General features: G+C 70.8%; 17 protein-coding genes. 8 read left to right on the top strand and 9 right to left on the bottom strand.

The window, feature by feature from the left end; translation table 11 throughout:
- Positions 1 to 20: 20 nt before the first annotated feature.
- A complete protein-coding gene (gene ftrA, locus AC07O8_RS16585; RefSeq protein ID WP_495049076.1) occupies positions 21 to 968 on the bottom strand; it encodes a transcriptional regulator FtrA in 948 nt (315 codons plus the stop codon).
- 100 nt (positions 969 to 1,068) lie between these two features.
- Between ftrA and AC07O8_RS16580 the strand changes: the two genes are divergently transcribed.
- Positions 1,069 to 1,521 (top strand): rhodanese-like domain-containing protein, encoded by a 453-nt coding sequence (locus AC07O8_RS16580; protein ID WP_495049075.1) that lies wholly within the window; start codon positions 1,069 to 1,071, stop codon positions 1,519 to 1,521.
- Here the strand turns inward: AC07O8_RS16580 and AC07O8_RS16575 are convergent.
- Positions 1,508 to 2,362 (bottom strand): hypothetical protein, encoded by an 855-nt coding sequence (locus AC07O8_RS16575; protein WP_495049074.1) that lies wholly within the window; start codon positions 2,360 to 2,362, stop codon positions 1,508 to 1,510. The two genes, AC07O8_RS16580 and AC07O8_RS16575, sit on opposite strands and share 14 nt — an antisense overlap.
- Positions 2,363 to 2,506: 144 nt before the next feature.
- Positions 2,507 to 3,457, bottom strand: a complete 951-nt coding sequence (locus AC07O8_RS16570; RefSeq protein ID WP_495049073.1) for an AraC family transcriptional regulator — start codon at positions 3,455 to 3,457, stop codon at positions 2,507 to 2,509.
- 117 nt (positions 3,458 to 3,574) lie between these two features.
- Here AC07O8_RS16570 and AC07O8_RS16565 point away from each other — a divergent pair, with 117 nt between their 5' ends.
- Positions 3,575 to 4,498 (top strand): oxidoreductase, encoded by a 924-nt coding sequence (locus AC07O8_RS16565; protein ID WP_495049072.1) that lies wholly within the window; start codon positions 3,575 to 3,577, stop codon positions 4,496 to 4,498.
- 68 nt (positions 4,499 to 4,566) lie between these two features.
- Here the strand turns inward: AC07O8_RS16565 and AC07O8_RS16560 are convergent, their stop codons facing one another.
- The 4 genes from AC07O8_RS16560 to AC07O8_RS16545 all read right to left on the bottom strand — a co-directional run bounded on the left by AC07O8_RS16560 (position 4,567) and on the right by AC07O8_RS16545 (position 7,795).
- On the bottom strand, positions 4,567 to 5,109 hold the full coding sequence (locus tag AC07O8_RS16560) for a CreA family protein (RefSeq protein ID WP_495049071.1): 543 nt from the start codon (positions 5,107 to 5,109) through the stop codon (positions 4,567 to 4,569).
- Positions 5,102 to 6,292: an acyltransferase family protein gene (locus AC07O8_RS16555; protein ID WP_495049070.1), complete on the bottom strand. Its 1,191-nt coding sequence runs from the start codon at positions 6,290 to 6,292 to the stop codon at positions 5,102 to 5,104. Before AC07O8_RS16555 ends, AC07O8_RS16560 begins: the two co-directional genes overlap by 8 nt.
- A gap of 172 nt (positions 6,293 to 6,464) precedes the next feature.
- Positions 6,465 to 6,812, bottom strand: a complete 348-nt coding sequence (locus AC07O8_RS16550) for an antibiotic biosynthesis monooxygenase family protein (RefSeq protein WP_495049069.1) — start codon at positions 6,810 to 6,812, stop codon at positions 6,465 to 6,467.
- Entirely contained in the window at positions 6,809 to 7,795 is a 987-nt protein-coding gene (locus AC07O8_RS16545; RefSeq protein WP_495049068.1) for a cytochrome P450 family protein, read from the bottom strand. The genes AC07O8_RS16550 and AC07O8_RS16545 overlap by 4 nt, the downstream gene beginning before the upstream one ends.
- Before the next feature lie 89 nt (positions 7,796 to 7,884).
- On the opposite strand from AC07O8_RS16545, the gene AC07O8_RS16540 reads away from it, so the two are divergent.
- The 4 genes from AC07O8_RS16540 (at position 7,885) to AC07O8_RS16525 (ending at position 12,555) form a co-directional block, all read left to right on the top strand.
- Entirely contained in the window at positions 7,885 to 8,592 is a 708-nt protein-coding gene (locus tag AC07O8_RS16540) for an ArsR/SmtB family transcription factor (RefSeq protein WP_495049067.1), read from the top strand.
- On the top strand, positions 8,589 to 9,386 hold the full coding sequence (locus tag AC07O8_RS16535) for a DUF72 domain-containing protein (RefSeq protein ID WP_495049066.1): 798 nt from the start codon (positions 8,589 to 8,591) through the stop codon (positions 9,384 to 9,386). Before AC07O8_RS16540 ends, AC07O8_RS16535 begins: the two co-directional genes overlap by 4 nt.
- Before the next feature lie 2 nt (positions 9,387 to 9,388).
- The gene (locus AC07O8_RS16530) at positions 9,389 to 11,275 is read left to right on the top strand and encodes a carboxyl transferase domain-containing protein (RefSeq protein ID WP_495049065.1); all 1,887 of its coding nucleotides are present in this window, start codon (positions 9,389 to 9,391) and stop codon (positions 11,273 to 11,275) included.
- A gap of 86 nt (positions 11,276 to 11,361) precedes the next feature.
- Positions 11,362 to 12,555, top strand: coding sequence for a GGDEF domain-containing protein (locus AC07O8_RS16525; protein ID WP_495049064.1), 1,194 nt, complete (start codon positions 11,362 to 11,364; stop codon positions 12,553 to 12,555).
- Between the two features lie 24 nt (positions 12,556 to 12,579).
- On the opposite strand, the gene AC07O8_RS16520 is transcribed toward AC07O8_RS16525, so the two are convergent.
- Positions 12,580 to 13,185, bottom strand: a complete 606-nt coding sequence (locus AC07O8_RS16520; RefSeq protein WP_495049063.1) for a YdeI/OmpD-associated family protein — start codon at positions 13,183 to 13,185, stop codon at positions 12,580 to 12,582.
- A gap of 57 nt (positions 13,186 to 13,242) precedes the next feature.
- On the opposite strand from AC07O8_RS16520, the gene AC07O8_RS16515 reads away from it, so the two are divergent.
- Complete coding sequence (locus AC07O8_RS16515) at positions 13,243 to 14,358, top strand: calcium:cation antiporter (RefSeq protein WP_495049062.1); 1,116 nt, start codon at positions 13,243 to 13,245, stop codon at positions 14,356 to 14,358.
- A gap of 6 nt (positions 14,359 to 14,364) precedes the next feature.
- Here AC07O8_RS16515 and AC07O8_RS16510 read toward each other — a convergent pair whose 3' ends face one another.
- Positions 14,365 to 15,588, bottom strand: coding sequence for a serine hydrolase domain-containing protein (locus AC07O8_RS16510; protein WP_495049061.1), 1,224 nt, complete (start codon positions 15,586 to 15,588; stop codon positions 14,365 to 14,367).
- Between the two features lie 24 nt (positions 15,589 to 15,612).
- Here AC07O8_RS16510 and AC07O8_RS16505 point away from each other — a divergent pair, with 24 nt between their 5' ends.
- Positions 15,613 to 16,296, top strand: coding sequence for a glutathione S-transferase family protein (locus AC07O8_RS16505; RefSeq protein ID WP_495049060.1), 684 nt, complete (start codon positions 15,613 to 15,615; stop codon positions 16,294 to 16,296).
- Positions 16,297 to 16,332: the final 36 nt, after the last annotated feature.

Below are 16,332 nucleotides of genomic sequence, written 5' to 3'. Positions count from 1 at the left end.
ACCGCCCAAGCGCCTAGCGCTCAGCCGAACTGCCGGCGGTACCGTGACGGCGCCGGCAGCCCCATCAACCGGAAGTGCCGCCGCATCGACTCCGGCGAGCCCAGTCCGGAGAGATCCGCGACCGCTTCGACGTCGAGCGACTCGCGCGTCTCGAGCAGCTCCTTCGCGATGGCGACCCGCTCGCGCGTCAGCCATTCGAGCGGCGCCAGCCCGGTGGCCTCCTTGAAGCGGCGTTGCAGCGTGCGGGCGCTCATCAAGGCGCGGCGCGCCATCGACGCGACGGTGTGCGCCTCGCGGGGATGCGCGCGCAGCCAGTCCTGCAGCACGGCGATGGGGCTGGATTCCTCCGTGGGCATCGGCCGCGGCACGAACTGCGCCTGACCGCCCTCGCGGTGCGGGGACATCACCAGCCGCTGCGCCACCGCGTTGGCGACGCGCGGCCCGTGATCGCGGCGCACGAGGTGCATGAGCATGTCGAGTCCGGCCGCGGACCCCGCCGAGGTGACGAGTCGGCCTTCGTCGACGTAGAGCGCGGACGGATCGACGTCGATCAGCGGGAACGCCTGCGCGAGCCGCTCGGCATATCGCCAGTGCGTGGTGGCGCGTTTCCCGTCGAGCAGTCCCGCGTGCGCGAGCACGAAGACGCCCGAGCAGATCGTGCACAGCCGCGCGCCGCGCGCGTGGGCGGCGCGCACGGCCTTGAGCAGCGCCTCGGGCGGTCGCTCGGCGGCGTCCCGCCAACCGGGGATGACGACGGTATCGGCGCGCCGCAGCATCGCCAGCGTGTGCGGTGCCTCGATGCGCACGCCGCCGGTGCCGCGCAAGGGCCCCGGCTCCGCGGCGCAGATCGCGTGCCGGTACCAGTCGACGCCGAGCTCCGGACGTTCGAGCGCGAAGAGCTCGACCGCGCAGCCGAACTCGAACATGCAGAGCCGGTCGTAAGCCAGGATGGCGACAAGATGAGGCATGGCGCGATCTTACCGATCCACGGCATTCCGGCCACTCGTCGAGGAAGGGGACCTTCGCGACACTGGCCGCCATCGACCCACTCCGCTGAAGGAACGCCCGATGAGCTCGAACCTCTCCGCTGTTGCCGCCGTCCCCGCCGCGCCGAGCGCGCAGGCACTTGTGCATTTCGAACAGGCCTTCGCCTTCGAGACCGACTGCTGGGACGTGCACGACGCGTTCTCACGCGGGGTCGAGGACTTTGTGCTGTTGGACGTGCGCAGCCACGAGCTCTACGGCCGCGGCCATGTGCCCGGCGCCGTGAGCCTGCCGCACGGGAAGATCACCGAGGGCAAGATGGCCACGTACCCGATGGACACGCTGTTCGTCGTCTATTGCGCCGGCCCGCATTGCAACGGCGCGCACCGCGGCGCCATCCGGCTCGCCCGGCTCGGGCGGCCGGTGAAGCTGATGATCGGCGGATTGACCGGCTGGGTCGACGAGGGGTTCGCCGTCGAGACCGGCGCCGGTACGGACACCGGCACCGGCACCGACCGCGCGCTCACAGCTGGTTGAGCACCGGGCGCCACAGCGCGCTGAGCTTGCGGTAGCCCGACGAGGTCGGATGGATCTCGTTGATCCAGTCGGCCGTCGGCCCCGTGTCCTGGGTCGAAGCCGGGGTGAGCGTGCCCTGCGTGTTGACCACGTGCACCGAGCCGTCGGGGATGGTGGCCGCGATCTGGAAGAGCAGCGCCTTCAGTCTCCGGAGCATCAGGGCGGCGACGGCGGCCCATTCGGCCTCCGGGACGCCGAACTTCACGAGCGATGGCTGCAGCCACGGGCCCTTGCCGAAGCCGGCGCCTGATGGACGGGGCACGGCCAGGTCGTAGGTGTGCAGAACGACGGGGATGCCGCGGTTCACGCTCTTGTCCCGCTCGCGGAGCATCTGCTTCACGACCGCCGTCAGGTAGGTGCTGAAGGTCGCCCAGCCCGCGTTGGACAGGAAGCGGTCCTCCGCGAGGCCCTGGCCCCACTCGTCACGGGTGGCCAGCAGTCGACGCTCACGGGGATGCGCCGGGTCGACTGCCGCGGCATCGATGAGGTCGTTGCCGCCGCCCGACAGCAGCAGCCCGCTCCAGGGCTGGCGCATCGGGCCGTTGAGGTAGCTGAGGAACCGTCGCTCGCGGGTGGCGTCCACCATCCGCTGGAGGACCGCGCCGGGCGAGGCGAAGTTGACCGCGCAGGCGGCGATGTCGGTCGCCATGCCGTCGAAGAGATTCGAGGACTTCAGCGGCAGCGCGCCCAGCGAGAACCACGAATCGCCCTGGGCGAGGAACTGCAGGTTGAAGTCGGAGAGCGGCGCCGGGTTCTCCTTGTGTTCGACTTCATCGGGCGTGTAGACGGTGATGACAGTCATGCGCGGCTCCTCGCTGGAGGCCGGTGTCGAAGCGAACCGGACCATCCAGGCTAGCGAGGACGTCGTCGCCCGTCATCCGCCGCCTGTCCCTGGATGACGCGGCGTGCGGAGTGCCCGCCCGGTTGCGGCGCCCACGGGCGCCACTCAATGAGAGGACACAAACGCCTCGTCGACCTGCTCCGGGATGGCGAACGAGGCCTTCAATCGCGCGACCTCCGCCTGCGGCGCCCGTCCGAAGAGCCGGCGGAACTCGCGGCTGAACTGTGAGGCGCTCTCGTAGCCGACACGGTCCGCGGCCGCCGCGGCCGTCATGCCCTGGTGCAGCATCAGCAGCCGGGCTCGATGCAGGCGCGTCGACTTGAGGTACTGCATCGGGGTGGTCTGCGTGAGTGCCTTGAAATGCGCGTGGAAGGCGGCCAGCCCGAGCCCCGCCTCGCGTGCCAGGCGTGAGACGTCGAGACGCTCGGCGTAATCCGCATGGATGCGCTTGAGCGCCAATGCGATGCGGCCCAGGTGTCCGCGCTCGCCGAGCACGCTCCGCAGGGTCGCGCCCTGCGCGCCGCAGAGGACGCGGAAGTACAACTCGCGCAGCAACGCCGGTCCGAGCACTGCCGTCTCCATTGGATCCGCCATCGCTTCGAGGAAGCGCAGCAGGGTGCCCTCGATCCGGTCATCCATGGGCGACGCTTCCAGTCCCAGCGGCGCCGCCGGTCCAGGCGGCGTGTCCTCGCGGTCCATGCCGCTCTGGTCGATCGCCAGCGCGACCTCCGCGGCCAGCGCCGGATCGAGCCGCAGGTACGCGGCCAGCAGCGGCGCTGCTTCGCTTGCGTCGGTCTCCATCGTGAACGGCACCGGCACGGCGACCACCAGATAGTGGCGCGCGTCGTAGACGAGCGTGCGGTCGCCGATGAAGCCGCGCTTGCGGCCCTGGCAGACGAAGACGATGCCCGGCTCGTAGAGCACCGGCGTGCTGTCGAGCGGGCGGTTGCTGCGCAGCCATCGGACCGATGCGATCGGGCTCACGGTGTAGCCCTCGGTCGGCGCGAGCCGGAGCAGCAGGTCGCGGATCTGGCGCTGGCGGGTGGTGTCGGACATGGGATGTCGAGGATTCTCGACGCTCCGAGGGTCGGCTCGTTCCCGCGTGGAGGAATAGGCAAGACCGGTGGGGCCCTGGACCTGCGCAAGCGGGTCGCCAGTTCCTAGCATTCCCTCATGAACACGACCCACCCCTCTCCCTCTCCGTCGTCGTCCTCGTCCTCGTCCTCGTCCTCGTCCTCGTCGTCGTCGTCGGAGCGATCCACCAGGACCTTCCTCATCACCGGCGTCAGCAGCGGCTTCGGCCGCGCGATCGCGGACCGCGCGCTGGCGCAAGGCCACGTCGTGGTCGGCACCGTGCGCAACACCGAGGCGGCGCGCGACTTCGAACAACGGTGCCCCGGCCGGGCGCACGCGCGCCAGCACGACGTGACGTCGCTCGAGCTCGCCGCGCCGCTGGTGGCGGGCATCGAAGCGGACATCGGCCCGATCGACGTCCTCATCAACAACGCGGGCTACGGCCACGAAGGCATCCTGGAGGAGAGCCCGATGGAGGAGCTGCTGCGCCAGTTCCAGGTCAACGTCTTCGGCGCGGTCGCGATGATGAAGGCGGTGCTGCCGTTCATGCGAGGCCGTCGCGCGGGGCGCATCTTCAACACGACGTCCATGGGCGGCTTCATCACGATGCCGGGCATCACCTACTACTGCGGGAGCAAGTTCGCGCTGGAAGGCCTCTCGGAAGCGCTGGGCAAGGAAGTCGAGGGCCTGGGCATCACCGTCACGGCGATCGCGCCGGGGTCCTTCCGGACCGATTGGGCGGGCCGGTCGATGGTGCGGTCGGCGCGCGGCATCGCCGACTACGACGCGATCTTCGACCCGGTCCGCGCGCGGCGTCAGGCCGTCAGCGGTCGCCAGCTGGGCGATCCGGCGCTGGCGGCGGGCGTGATCGTGGACCTCGCCGTCGGCGAGGCCCCACCGCCCGCGCATCTGCTGCTGGGCAGCGACGCGCTCGGGTTGGTGCAACAGAAGCTGGCCTCGATGAGCGCATCGATCGAGGCCTGGCGCGAGGTGACCGTCAGCACCGATGCGCCGATCGCATGAGGCGTCCGGCAGCGCTCACGCGCCCCGCTCGCCGGCGCGTGCAGCGCGGCCTCCACCGAGGAGGGCCGTCACTTCACCGGGATCACCGTTCCCCGGTCCACCGGCACCGCCGTCACGCTGTTCTGCGGCGAGCCTTCGATCACGCGGTCCGAGTAGGTCAGGTAGACCAACGTGTTGCGCTTGGCATCGACCATGCGGACGACGCGCAGCCGCTTGAACACCAGCGAAGAGCGTTCGGAGAACACCTCCTCCTGTTGGGGCAGCGGCTTAGGGAAGCTGATCGGGCCGACGGCGCGGCAGGCGATCGACGCTTCGGACTTGTCTTCCGCCAGGCCGAGACCGCCCTTGATGCCGCCGGTCTTCGCGCGCGACACGTAGCAGGTCACGCCGTTGACGGCGGGATCGTCGTAGGCGTCGACGACGATCTTGTGGTTCGGGCCGATGAACTTGAACACCGTGCTCACTTCGCCGATCTCCTCGGCGCTCGCGGCCAGGGATACGGAGGCGACGAGCGCCAGCGCGGCGGCGGCGACGGACAGGATCGCCGCGCGACGCAACGGACGGGAACGGCGGGAAATGCTGGAAGGGCCGGAGGGAAAAACGCTACGCATGCTGGGGGCTCCTTGGATCCGCCGTTGTAGCACGCGCCGTGTCGACGAACTGCGAAGGGATCCAGCGGTCCCGCAGGCTCAGGAACGGCAGCTCCACCAGCCGGTACAACAGCCAGCCGCCCAGCACGCAGGCCGCCGCGATCACCGGCACCGTCCAGCCCGACGCCCGCATCAGGCCGAGCGCCGCCAGCGGCTTGACCAGCGCGTAGGCGATCGGCTTGTGGGTCAGGTACAGCGCATACGACCAGCGCGCCAGCGCATTCGCACCGGGGACCTGCACGCGCGCCATCGGACCTTGCGGCGCGAGCGCGGCCAGCACCATCAGGCCGAAGCTCCAGGCCAGCGCGCTGTAGCCCCAGCTGCTCATCGCCCGGCCGTAACCGTCGTCGTCGATGTAATAGAAGTGCAGCATCAGCGTCAGCATGCCGAGGCTCGCCGCGGCGCCAGCCGCGAGCAGCGTCTTCGCACGTCGCATCAGCGCGGTCCAGGCGTCCGCATGGCCGTGCTTCAGCAGCGCCACGGCGACGCCGGGCAGGAACTCGTCCAGCCGCGCGAGGCTGCCGTAGTACAGGTGCGGGTAGTAGCCGAGCGACGGATCCTGCGTGCCATACCGGCGCCACAGGTGGTCGCGCCAGAGGACGGCCGCCAGCGTCAGCACGCCGATCAGCGACCAGGCCAGCGCGCGGCGTCGCCGCTTGAGCGCGGCGCCCAGCATCAGGGCCGCGGGCAGCATCAGGTAGAACTGCTCCTCGATGCACAGCGACCACGCATGGGAGAAGGCCGTCCCCGGCGTCAGCGCGATGTTCTGGGTGAAGGTCAGGAAGCGCCACAGCGGCGGCGGCTCGCGGCCGCCCATGACCTGCGGGAACAGCCAGTAGAGCGCCAGCACCACGTAGAAGTTGGGCAGGGTGCGCAGCAGCCGCCGACCGTAGAAGCGCGGCAGCGAGAGCTGGCCCCCGCGCTTCATCCCGCCCAGCAGCTGGTTGGCGATCAGGTAGCCGCTGAGCACGAAGAACAGGTCGACGCCCGTCCAGCCGATGCGGCTGAGCCAGCCGAAGGTCGGCGCGCCGCTGACGAAGACCTGGTAGTGGTACGCGAAGACCAGCAGGATGGCGGCGGCGCGCAGCGCGTCCAGGCCGTGCTGGCGCGGTGAACCCGTGGCGGGCAGGGCAGGGGAGGACATGGGGCAGGGTCCGGCCTCGAGGCCGTGTCGTGTGGGCGGCGGCGATTCTCGGCGCGCTGCCCGACGCCGGGCGGGATCGTGCGACGAAATCGTCGAGTCGGACGACGACATCCCAGTGGAAGGCGCGTTACGGGCGTTACGGGCCTTGCACGCATTCCGCGCGTTATGCGCGTTATGCGCGGTGCCGCTCGCGGCTGTCCGCCGGCGCCTGCTCGCGCTCGGTCATGCCGTAGTCGCGCAGCACCGCGGCGACGCGCAGCCGGTAGTCGGCGAAGACGCCGGCCCGGCCCTCCGATTGCGCGCCGCGATGCGCCTCGATGCGACGCCACTCGCGCACCGCGTCCTCATCGCGCCAGAAGGACAGCGACAGCAGCTTGCCCGGATCCGTCAGGCTCTGGAAGCGCTCGATGCTGAGGAAACCGTCGACCTCCTGCAGCAGCGGCTTGAGCTCCGCGGCGAGTGCGAGGTAGCGGTCGCGCCCGTCGGCGCTGGGGATGACTTCGAAGATGACGGCGATCATGGGTGGGATTCCTCGTCCAGGAATTGCGGAATGTCCATGTTGGGCAGCGACAGCGGCGCGCCCGGCTGCGGCGGTCGCAGCGTCGGCTGCTCGCCGAGCCAGGTCAGCGCCGCCTGGATGCTGCTCAGTGCCAGGCCTTGCCCGGGACAGCGGTGCGCGCCGTCGCCGAAGGGATGCGGGGTGCCGGCGAGGGGAACGCTCACCGGCGTGGCCGGATCCTGCCGCACGTCGAAGCGCCGGGTCACGCGCACGGCGCCGCCTTCGCGGGCGATGCGCAGCAGGTCCTCCCGCGCGGGCATGCGACCCGTCGAACGCCAGTCCAGCAACGCATGCCCGAGCAGCGCGGCGCCGGCCTCGTGGCTCTGCCAGATCAGCGCCAGCCGGTTGGCGGTGAACGCGGCGCGGTCAGTCCAACGCGTCGGCGCCGCATGGCGCAGCAAGGTCCATTGCAGCGGCGCATCCGGCGACCGGCGCTCCGCGTCGTCGAGGGCGTCCAGCAGCGCGACGACGGCCTCGCCCCCCGCGCGCACGGCGTCGGGCTCCGCAGTCGCGCCCAGGCCCGCGGCCATCGCGCGCAGGCTGGCCTGCAGCCGTCGTTGCGCGTCGACATCGGGCAGCTCGATGCCGAGCAGGCTGGCGACCGTCGCAGCCGGCACGGACCAGGACCAGTGCGACCAGCCGCCACCCAGCGCGATCGCGGCCTGCCGCCGCGCATGGGCGCGGACCTCGTCCTCCGACAACGCCTGCAGCGCGCGCGTCAACGCGAGCTTCTCCGGGGGATGGGCGGGATCGTCGCGCTGTCGCAGCCACCGCGCGAAGGCGTTGGCCAGCGGCCCGCCGTGCGCGCGCAAGGGCGGCGGCAGCGGCTCGCCGGGCGGGCGCATGCGCAGGTCGGGATCGAGCAGCGGTGACATCGACGACATCGACGGCGCGGCGGCAGGCGCGTCGGCGCTGGGCCGCGAATGGAAGGGGCAAGCGGACATGAGGGAAGCCTCTGAGGTCAGTGGCGGAAGGTCGGCATGGGGGAATCTTCGCGATGGATCGCCGGGAACGCTTCGCTTAGCATCGAAGCATGATTGACGCCCCCACCGCCGACGAGGCGCTGGCCCACATCGCCGCCAGCATGGCCGAACCGGTGCGTGCGCGCATGCTCTGCTGCCTGATGGACGGCCACGCACGCACCGCGACCGAACTGGCCGCCGTCGGCGACGTCGCCGCGTCGACCGCCAGCGCGCACCTGGCCAAGCTGCTCGGCCAGGGCCTGGTCGGCTGCATGGCGCAAGGCAGGCACCGCTACTACCGGCTCGCCGGGCCCGAGGTCGGACTGGCGCTGGAGGCCATGCTCGTGCTGGCCGGCCTGCCGCGTCCGCGCTTCGAGCCCAGCACGCCGCCCGCGCTGCGCCAGGCGCGGCGCTGCTACGACCACCTCGCCGGCCATTGGGGCGTGCGCCTGCACGACCACGCGCTGCGCCTGCACTGGATGACGCCCGATCCCGACGAGGTCCGCGGCTACCGCTTCACCGACACGGGCCTGGACGCGCTGCGCGGGCTCGGTGTGGATGTCGCCGCCGCCGCCGGCGCGCGCCGACGTCGCCTGGCCTGCGCCTGCATGGACTGGAGCGAGCGTCGGCCGCACCTGGGCGGCGCGCTCGGCGCGGCCTGGCTGCAGGCGATGCTGGCGCAGGACTGGCTCGATCCCGATCCCGGCAGCCGCGCATTGCGCGTGACGCGCCGCGGACAGACCCGACTCGAACGACTTCTGGAGGACACGACGACATGAGCACCTCGATCCACGTGGGCATCGGCGGCTGGAACTTCGAGCCCTGGCGCGAGACCTTCTATCCCAAGGACCTGCCCGTCTCGCGCGAGCTGGAATACGCCAGCCGCAAGCTGAGCGCCATCGAGGTCAACGGCACCTACTACTCGACCTTCAAGCCGGCTACCTTCGCCAAGTGGCGCGACACGGCGCCGGAGAACTTCGTCTTCTCGCTCAAGGCCAACCGCTTCACCACCAACCGGCGCGTGCTGGCCGAAGCCGGTGAATCGGTGATGCGCTTCATCGACAGCGGCGTCGCGGAACTCGGGCCCAAGCTCGGGCCCATCGTCTGGCAGTTCGCGACGACCAAGCGCTTCGATCCGGTCGACTTCGGCGCCTTCCTGAAGCTGCTGCCGGCAGCCTCGGCCGGCGTTCCGCTGCGGCACGCGCTCGACGTCCGGCATGAGAGCTTCCGCTCGCCGGAGTTCCTGGCGATGGCACGCGACCATGGCGCCGGCGTCGTGTTCACCGAGTCGGACGACTACCCGCCCATTCCGGACCTCACCGCCGACTTCGTTTACACGCGGGTGATGCGCACGCGCTCGGAGCTCGTCTGCGGGGTGACGGAGGAGGAGCTCGACGGCCTCGCCGCCAGCGCCTCGCGCTGGGAGTCCGGCGGTCAGCCCGACGGCCTGCCGCTGGTCGAGGCCGACCGTGCGCCGCCCAAGCGGGCACGCGACGTGTTCGTCTTCTTCATCAGCGGCGCGAAGGAACGCGCGCCGGCCGCGGCGATGGCGTTGATCGAACGCCTGTCCTGAGCATGCCCGCGCTCGTTGCTCCGTTGTCCGCCACGGTCCAGCAGTGGCTTGTCGCGGCGGGCGACATCGTGCGACGCGGCCAGCCCGTCGTGCGACTCGAAGCGATGAAGATGGAGCACGAGGTGTCGGCGACGGCCGACGGGTGCGTCGAAGAGCTCTTTGCCGCCGAGGGCGAACTCGTGCGCGAGGGCGACGCGTTGATGGCCTGGCGCATGACTCCTCCCGCGGCGATCGTGGGAGCAGAGCCGATAGCAGAGCCAGTAGCAGAACCGGCAGCGGAGGCCGGGAGCGCTCGAAACGACAAGACCGATGAATCGTCGACGACATGCGAGCGTGCCGACATTCGCGCCTGGCGCGAGCGTCACGCGCTGGTGGCCGACGAGGCCCGGCCTGACGCGATCGCGAAACGGCATGCGCAGGGACAGCGCACCGCGCGCGAGAACGTCGATGCCGTCTGCGATCCGGGCAGCTTCACCGAGTACGGCGCGCTCGCGATCGCCGCCCAGGCCGCGCGCCGGCCGGTCGACGAGCTGCGCGCCCAGACACCGGCCGATGGTGTCGTGACCGGCGTCGCACGCCTGCGCGGTCGCCCGATCGCCGTGATGGCCTACGACGCCACCGTGCTGGCCGGCACGCAGGGCTTCCGCAGCCATCAGAAGACCGACCGCCTGATCGAACTCGCCGAACGCCGCCAACTGCCGTTCGTGCTGTTCGCGGAGGGCGGCGGCGGCCGGCCCGGCGACACCGACATGCCGGTGGTTGCGGGCCTGCACGTCGCGACCTTCGCGCGCCTGGCCGCGCTGGCCGGGCAGGTGCCGACGATCGGCGTCGCGGCAGGGCGCTGCTTCGCCGGCAACGCCGCGCTGCTCGCCTGCTGCGACCTGGTGGTCGCCACTCGCGACAGCAACATCGGACTCGGCGGTCCCGCGATGATCGAAGGCGGCGGCCTCGGCCGCTTCGAGCCTGCGCAGATCGGCCCCGCGCCCGGACTCGCCCGGGCGGGCGTCGTCGACGCGCTGGTCGACGATGAGCCGCAAGCCGCTGCGCTCGTGCGCGCCTTGATGGCCTGGATGTGTCGGCTGCCCGCGGCCGCGGCAGTGGCGACGGTCGAGCCGGATCAGGCTCCGCTTGACGACGCGATTCCAGAGGCCCGGCAGCGCGCCTACCCGGTGCGCGAGATCCTGGCGCGGCTCTTCGACGAGGGTTCGCTGATCGAGCTTGGGCGCGGCAGCGGCGACAGCGTGATCACCGCCGCGGCCTTCTTCCAAGGTCAGGCGGTGGCCGTCGTGGCGAGCGACTGCGCCGTGCTCGGCGGCGCGGTCGACGGCGCCGCGTCCCGCAAGCTGGCGCGCTTCTGGCGGCTGTGCGAGCGCCTCGGTCTGCCGGTGGTGAGCCTGATCGACAGCCCGGGATTCATGGTCGGCCCAGCAGCCGAATCCACCGGGCAGCTGCGCGAGGCCGGCGAGCTGTTTCGCGCCGCAGCGGCCCTGACGGTGCCGCTGGTCGCGGTGGTGATGCGTCGCGCGTTCGGCCTGGGCGCGATGGCCCTGGCCGGCGGCAGCCTGCACCGCCCGATCGGCTGCGCCTCGTGGCCGAGCGGCGAATTCGGCGCGATGGGGCTGGAAGGCGCGGTGCGGCTCGGTTATCGCAAGGAGCTGGCCGCCGTGCCCGAGGGGCCGGAGCGGCAGGCCCTGTTCGAGCGGCTGCTCGCCGCGCAGGTGGCGCGCGGCCAGGCGCTGGCGATCGCCGAGACGCTGGAGATCGACGCCGTGATCGCACCGCACCAGACGCGCGCCTGGATCGCTGCGCTGATCGGCCCGTGGGCGGGCGACACGCCGACGGGCCACATGCCGGCGCACGCGGTGACAGATCGGCCGTCGCCCCCGTGATCCCGTGGGTTTGACGCGTTTGTAACGAGCAACGCCCGCGATGTAGGGGGACAGTCGGCCGGCCTCGATCACTACACTCCAGCGTCATGGCGTCGATCCACATCCCCACGCTGATGTTGGCGCTGCTGAGCGGTTTCGCGATGCTCGGCGTCCAGCTGTGGGCGGCGCAGCGCAGCCGCCTGCGCTACCTGGACCTCGGCGTGTGGACCTGGGGCTCGTGGACGCTGCTGGCCGGCTTCGCGATGCTCTCCGCGCGCATCGTGCTGCCGGTCTGGATCTCGGCCTTGTTCGGCAACGGGCTGATCGCACTGGGCATCGTGTTCTACAACGAGGCCATCCACCGGCACGTGCTGGGGCGTGCGCTGCCGCGCTGGATGTGGTGGGGCGCGCCGGCCGTGGCCTGGGGATTGACGGCGTGGATGCTAGCCTGGCCGCTGGCGCTGCGCACGAGCGCGATCTCCCTGGTCTTCGCGGTCCTGCTGATGCCGGCGATCTTCCTGCTGCTGGGGCCGGGCTGGCGCGGCGAGTCCTCGTTGCGCGCGGTCGGCGTCACGCTGGTCGCCGCGGCGGCGAGCCTGATGCTGCGCAGCCTGCACGCGCTGACGAATCCGGAGGAATACCTCGACCTCATGCAGAGCAGCCTGGGTCAGGGGCTGACCTTCCTGTTCAGCTTCATCTCGCTGATCGGCGCGGGCTTCGGTTTCGTGCTGGCCAACTTCGAGCGCATCGCGCGACGCATGGAGGAGGTGGCCTCGACGGACGGGCTCACCGGCTGTCTGAACCGCATGACCGCCGACGCGCTGCTGCGGCACGAGCTGGAGCGGGGCCGGCGCGAAGGCACGCCGCTGGCCTTCGTGCTGCTGGACCTGGACCATTTCAAGGACGTCAACGACTGCCACGGGCATCACGCCGGCGACGACGCGCTGCGCGCCTTCGCGGCCGAGGTGCGGGCGCGCTTGCGCGCGTCGGACGTCGTGGGCCGCTGGGGCGGCGAGGAATTCGGGCTCGTGCTGCCGGCCACCGATGGATCAGGCGCCATGAGCCTGGTCGAGCAGATCCGCGAGGCGGTGGCGACGCTGCGCTTGTGCGACGGCGACGGGCGCGACTTCACGCTGACGGTGTCCGCCGGCATCGCGGTGGCGGAGCCGGGCGGCCAGTTGACCGCCGACCAGCTGTTCATGCGCGCCGACCGCGCGCTGTATCGCGCCAAGGACGGCGGTCGCAACAACGTGCAGGTGCACGACAGCAACTGGGAACTGAGCACGCAAAGCCCGGCCTGAGCGCCGGACCCGACCTTCCGGCGCTCAGCAGTTCTCGTACTTCCAGTTCCGCCGCTTGCCTTCGGCCATCCATTCGACGGCCTGCGCCAGGCGGCGCTCGCGCGTTTCCGCCTTCTTCGCCTCGACGATCCAGTCGATGTAGTCGCGTTTCTGACCGGGCGGGAAGGACGCGAAGGTCTTGTGCGCCGCCGGATTCTCGCGGAGCGCGGCGGCCAGATCGTCGGGGACGTCCGGCGGCGGCCGGGGCGTGGCCGCGCGTGCGGGGCGGGCCTTCACGCCGTCCTCGATGAGCTGCATCGCGCGCTTCAGGATGGCCTTCTGCTCGGCCTTGGGCGGCAGGTCCTTGAGCGAACTCAGCTTGCCGAAGTCGCCCATCGCGCCGTCCTTGGCGTGGTCGGCGCCGACGGCCGCCTCGCCGTGCCAGAAGCCGATCGAGCAGTGCGCCTTGAAGGCGGCCATGCCGGTCAAAATCTTGTCGCGGTAGGTGAAGTTGGGGAAGCCCCACTTGATCGTCTCGACCACGTCGGGGCAGTGCGTGTGCACCGTCGCGCGCCAGTGGCGCAACAGGGGCTGCGCGAACGGGGCGGCGCGATCGATGTAGGCATCGACGCGGGGATCGAGGATCGGCATGGCGTGCGAGCGTAGCGCCTCCGGGGTCGTTCGACCATCGTGGTCTATGCTCGACCCATGCATGTGAAGCGCTCCAACTCCCTCCTTGCCCGCCTGCCGGCGGCCCTGCCCCTCTGGTCGCTGGCGGCGCCGCTGGCCGCGATCCTCGCGTTGGTGGGCCTGACGGCCGGTGCCACTTCGACGCTGGTGCTGGGCGTGGTGAGCGTGCTGCTGATCGCCGCGGTGCTTGCGGCGGTGCACCATGCCGAGGTCGTCGCGCACCGCGTGGGCGAGCCCTACGGATCGCTGGTGCTGGCGGTGGCCGTGACCATCATCGAGGTCGCGCTGATCGTGTCGCTGATGCTGGCCGGCGGCGAGTCGACCAACGCGCTGGCGCGGGACACCGTGTTCTCCGCGATCATGATCGTCTGCAACGGCGTGCTGGGGCTGTGCATCCTGGTCGGCGGCTGGAAGCATCAGGAGCTGGCCTTCCGCGTCGAGGGCACGAGCCCGACGCTGGCGGTGCTGGCCGCGCTGTCGGTGCTGACGCTGGTGCTGCCGGCATTCACGACGAGCTCGGCCGGGCCGACGTTCACGACCACGCAGCTGCTGTTCGCGGGCGGCGTGTCGCTGGTGCTCTACGGGGCCTTCGTGTTCGTGCAGGCGGTGCGGCACCGCGACTATTTCCTGCCGGTGGCCGGCGTCGACGACCAGGACACCCATGCCGCGCCGCCGAGCTGGCGCGTGGCCGGTACCAGCCTGGCGCTGCTGCTGGTGTGCCTGGTCGGCGTGGTCGGGCTGGCGAAGCTGCTGGCGCCGACGATCGAGCGCGGCGTGCAGGCGATCGGCGCGCCGCCGTCGCTGGTGGGCGTGATCGTGGCGATGCTGGTGCTGCTGCCGGAGACGGTGGCGGCGGTGCGCGCGGCGCTGCACAACCGGCTGCAGACCAGCCTGAACCTGGCGCTGGGCTCCGGCCTGGCGAGCATCGGCCTGACGATCCCGACGGTGGCGGTGCTGTCGCCGCTGTTCCCTCACTCGCTGGTGCTGGGGCTGACGCCGCTGAGCATGGTGTTGCTGTTCCTCACCTTCATCGTCGGCGGCCTGACGCTCGGCGGCGGTCGCGCGACGGTGCTGCAGGGCGCGGTGCACATGGTGGTGTTCGTGGTGTTCCTGTTCCTGGCGGTGTTCCCCTGAGCCTGCTCAGCGCGGCCACGCCGCCGCCTTCTCCCCGTACTCCCACGTGAACGGCACGCCGGTCTCGCCGAGCACCCGCCGCACGATCGCCGGATAGAGCCGCTCGGCCATCACGTCGTTGGACAGCAGCACGACGCAGGCGCGGCGTCGTTCGACGCACACCATCGTGTTGCCGGTCTGGTCGTCGTGGCCGCCCTTGAAGTAGCCGCGCCCTTGCGGGCCGTCGAAGACGACGACGCCGATCCCCGTGGCGAGGTCCGCCCGGCGCTGCGTCGCGGGCAGCTCCGGCTGCAAGGTCGGAAACTGCGAGGCGGTCGTGATCGGCGCCTGCGGGCGCATCATCTCCCCCCGGCCCTTCGACGAGAGTCCGTCGCCGCGGACGAGCCCCGCGGCGAAGCGCGCGAAGTCGTCGATCGTCGTGTCCATCGAGCCTGCCGCGCGCACGCGGCTGCGCGGATCGTGCGGGACCCAGCGACGCGCTTCCATCACGCCGTCGGCCAGGTTCAGCGCGAAGTCCGCGCGCCACTTCATGCCCGTCATCGTCATGCCGAAGCGGTCGAAGACGCGGCGCTGCATCTCCTGCCCGAGGTCCAGCTTCAAGCGTCCCTGTTCGAGCACGAACTGCAGCAGGATCAGCCCCTCGCCGGAGTACGCGTAACGGCTCCCCGGATCGAAGTGGAAGCGCAGCTTCCCGTCCGGTTCCAGGAACGCGAAGTTGCCGAAACCGCTGCGATGCGAAAGCAGCAGGCGCGGCGTCAGCGCGCGCCATCGTTCGTCGCCGCGCAGGTCCTGCCACGGGCCGTAGCGCGAATCCTTCGGATAGTCCGGCAACGGCCGGTCCAGCAAGGTCGCGATCGAGGCGTCCAGATCGACCTTGCCCTCGTCGACGAGCTGCATGACGGTGTAGGCGAAGACCGCCTTGGTCAGCGAGGCGCCGTACATCACGGTGCCGGTCTGCAGCGCCTGGCCGTCCGCATTCCGATGGCCGTAGCTGCGCACCGTACGGATCTTTCCGTCCTCGATCACGGCGAGCGCCAGGCCCTTCACGTCGCCCGAGCTGATCGACGCCCGGATCAACGACTCCGCGCCATCGACGTCCGGCGCGGTCGAGTTGACCGGGGACCGCGCGCAGCCGCCCAGCGACAGGGCCAACCCCATCGCGGCGCAGGTGATGAGCGTGGCGAACACCGCGGCGGGTCCGCGCGGGCTTTGCGATAACCTGTCTGTCACGGCAATCTCCTCCAGGTGAATGACATGGCGTTGAGCCTCCACTTCCATCCGCTGTCGTCGTTCTGTCACAAGGCCTTGATCGCCTTGAATGAACTGGACATCGAGGTCGAGCGCCGTTTCCTCAATCTCGGCGACCCGGTCGAGCGGGCCGAGTTTCTCGCACATTGGCCGACCGGCAAGATGCCGCTGCTGATCGACGGGGACCGGGTCGTCCCCGAGACCAGCGTGATCATCGAGTACCTCGCCCGGCACCACGCGCGGCCGGACCAGCAGCTGGTGCCGGCGGATGGCGACGCGGCGCTGGAGGTCCGGCTGATGGATCGATTGCTGGATCTCTACGTGATGCTCCCCATGCAGGCGATCGTCGGGGACCGGTTGCGCGCGGAGGAGGACCGCGATCCGATCGCGGTGAGCGAGGCGCGCGACACCTTGGCAATGGCCTATGGGATGCTCGACGATCGCCTCGCCGATCGCACGTGGGCCGCGGGCGAGCACTTCAGCATGGCCGACTGCGCGGCGGCGCCCTCGCTGTTCTACGCGACCACGCTGGTGCCGTTCGCGTCATCGCAGCAGCGGCTTGCGACCTACTACGCGCGGTTGATGCAGCGCTCCTCGGTCGTGCGCACGCTCGACGAGGCCCGGCCGTTCTTCAAGTTCTATCCGTATCGGGAAGCTCTGCCGGCTGAGTACCGGCCAGAAGACACCTGAGCCCGTCTGACACAGCCTACGCCGCCTACGCCGCCT

The sequence above is a fragment of the Roseateles sp. GW821-FHT09G09 genome, from assembly GCF_059415965.1.
The sequence above is the reverse complement of the archived record's forward strand: the minus strand, read 5'-3'. Positions and strand labels throughout refer to the sequence as shown.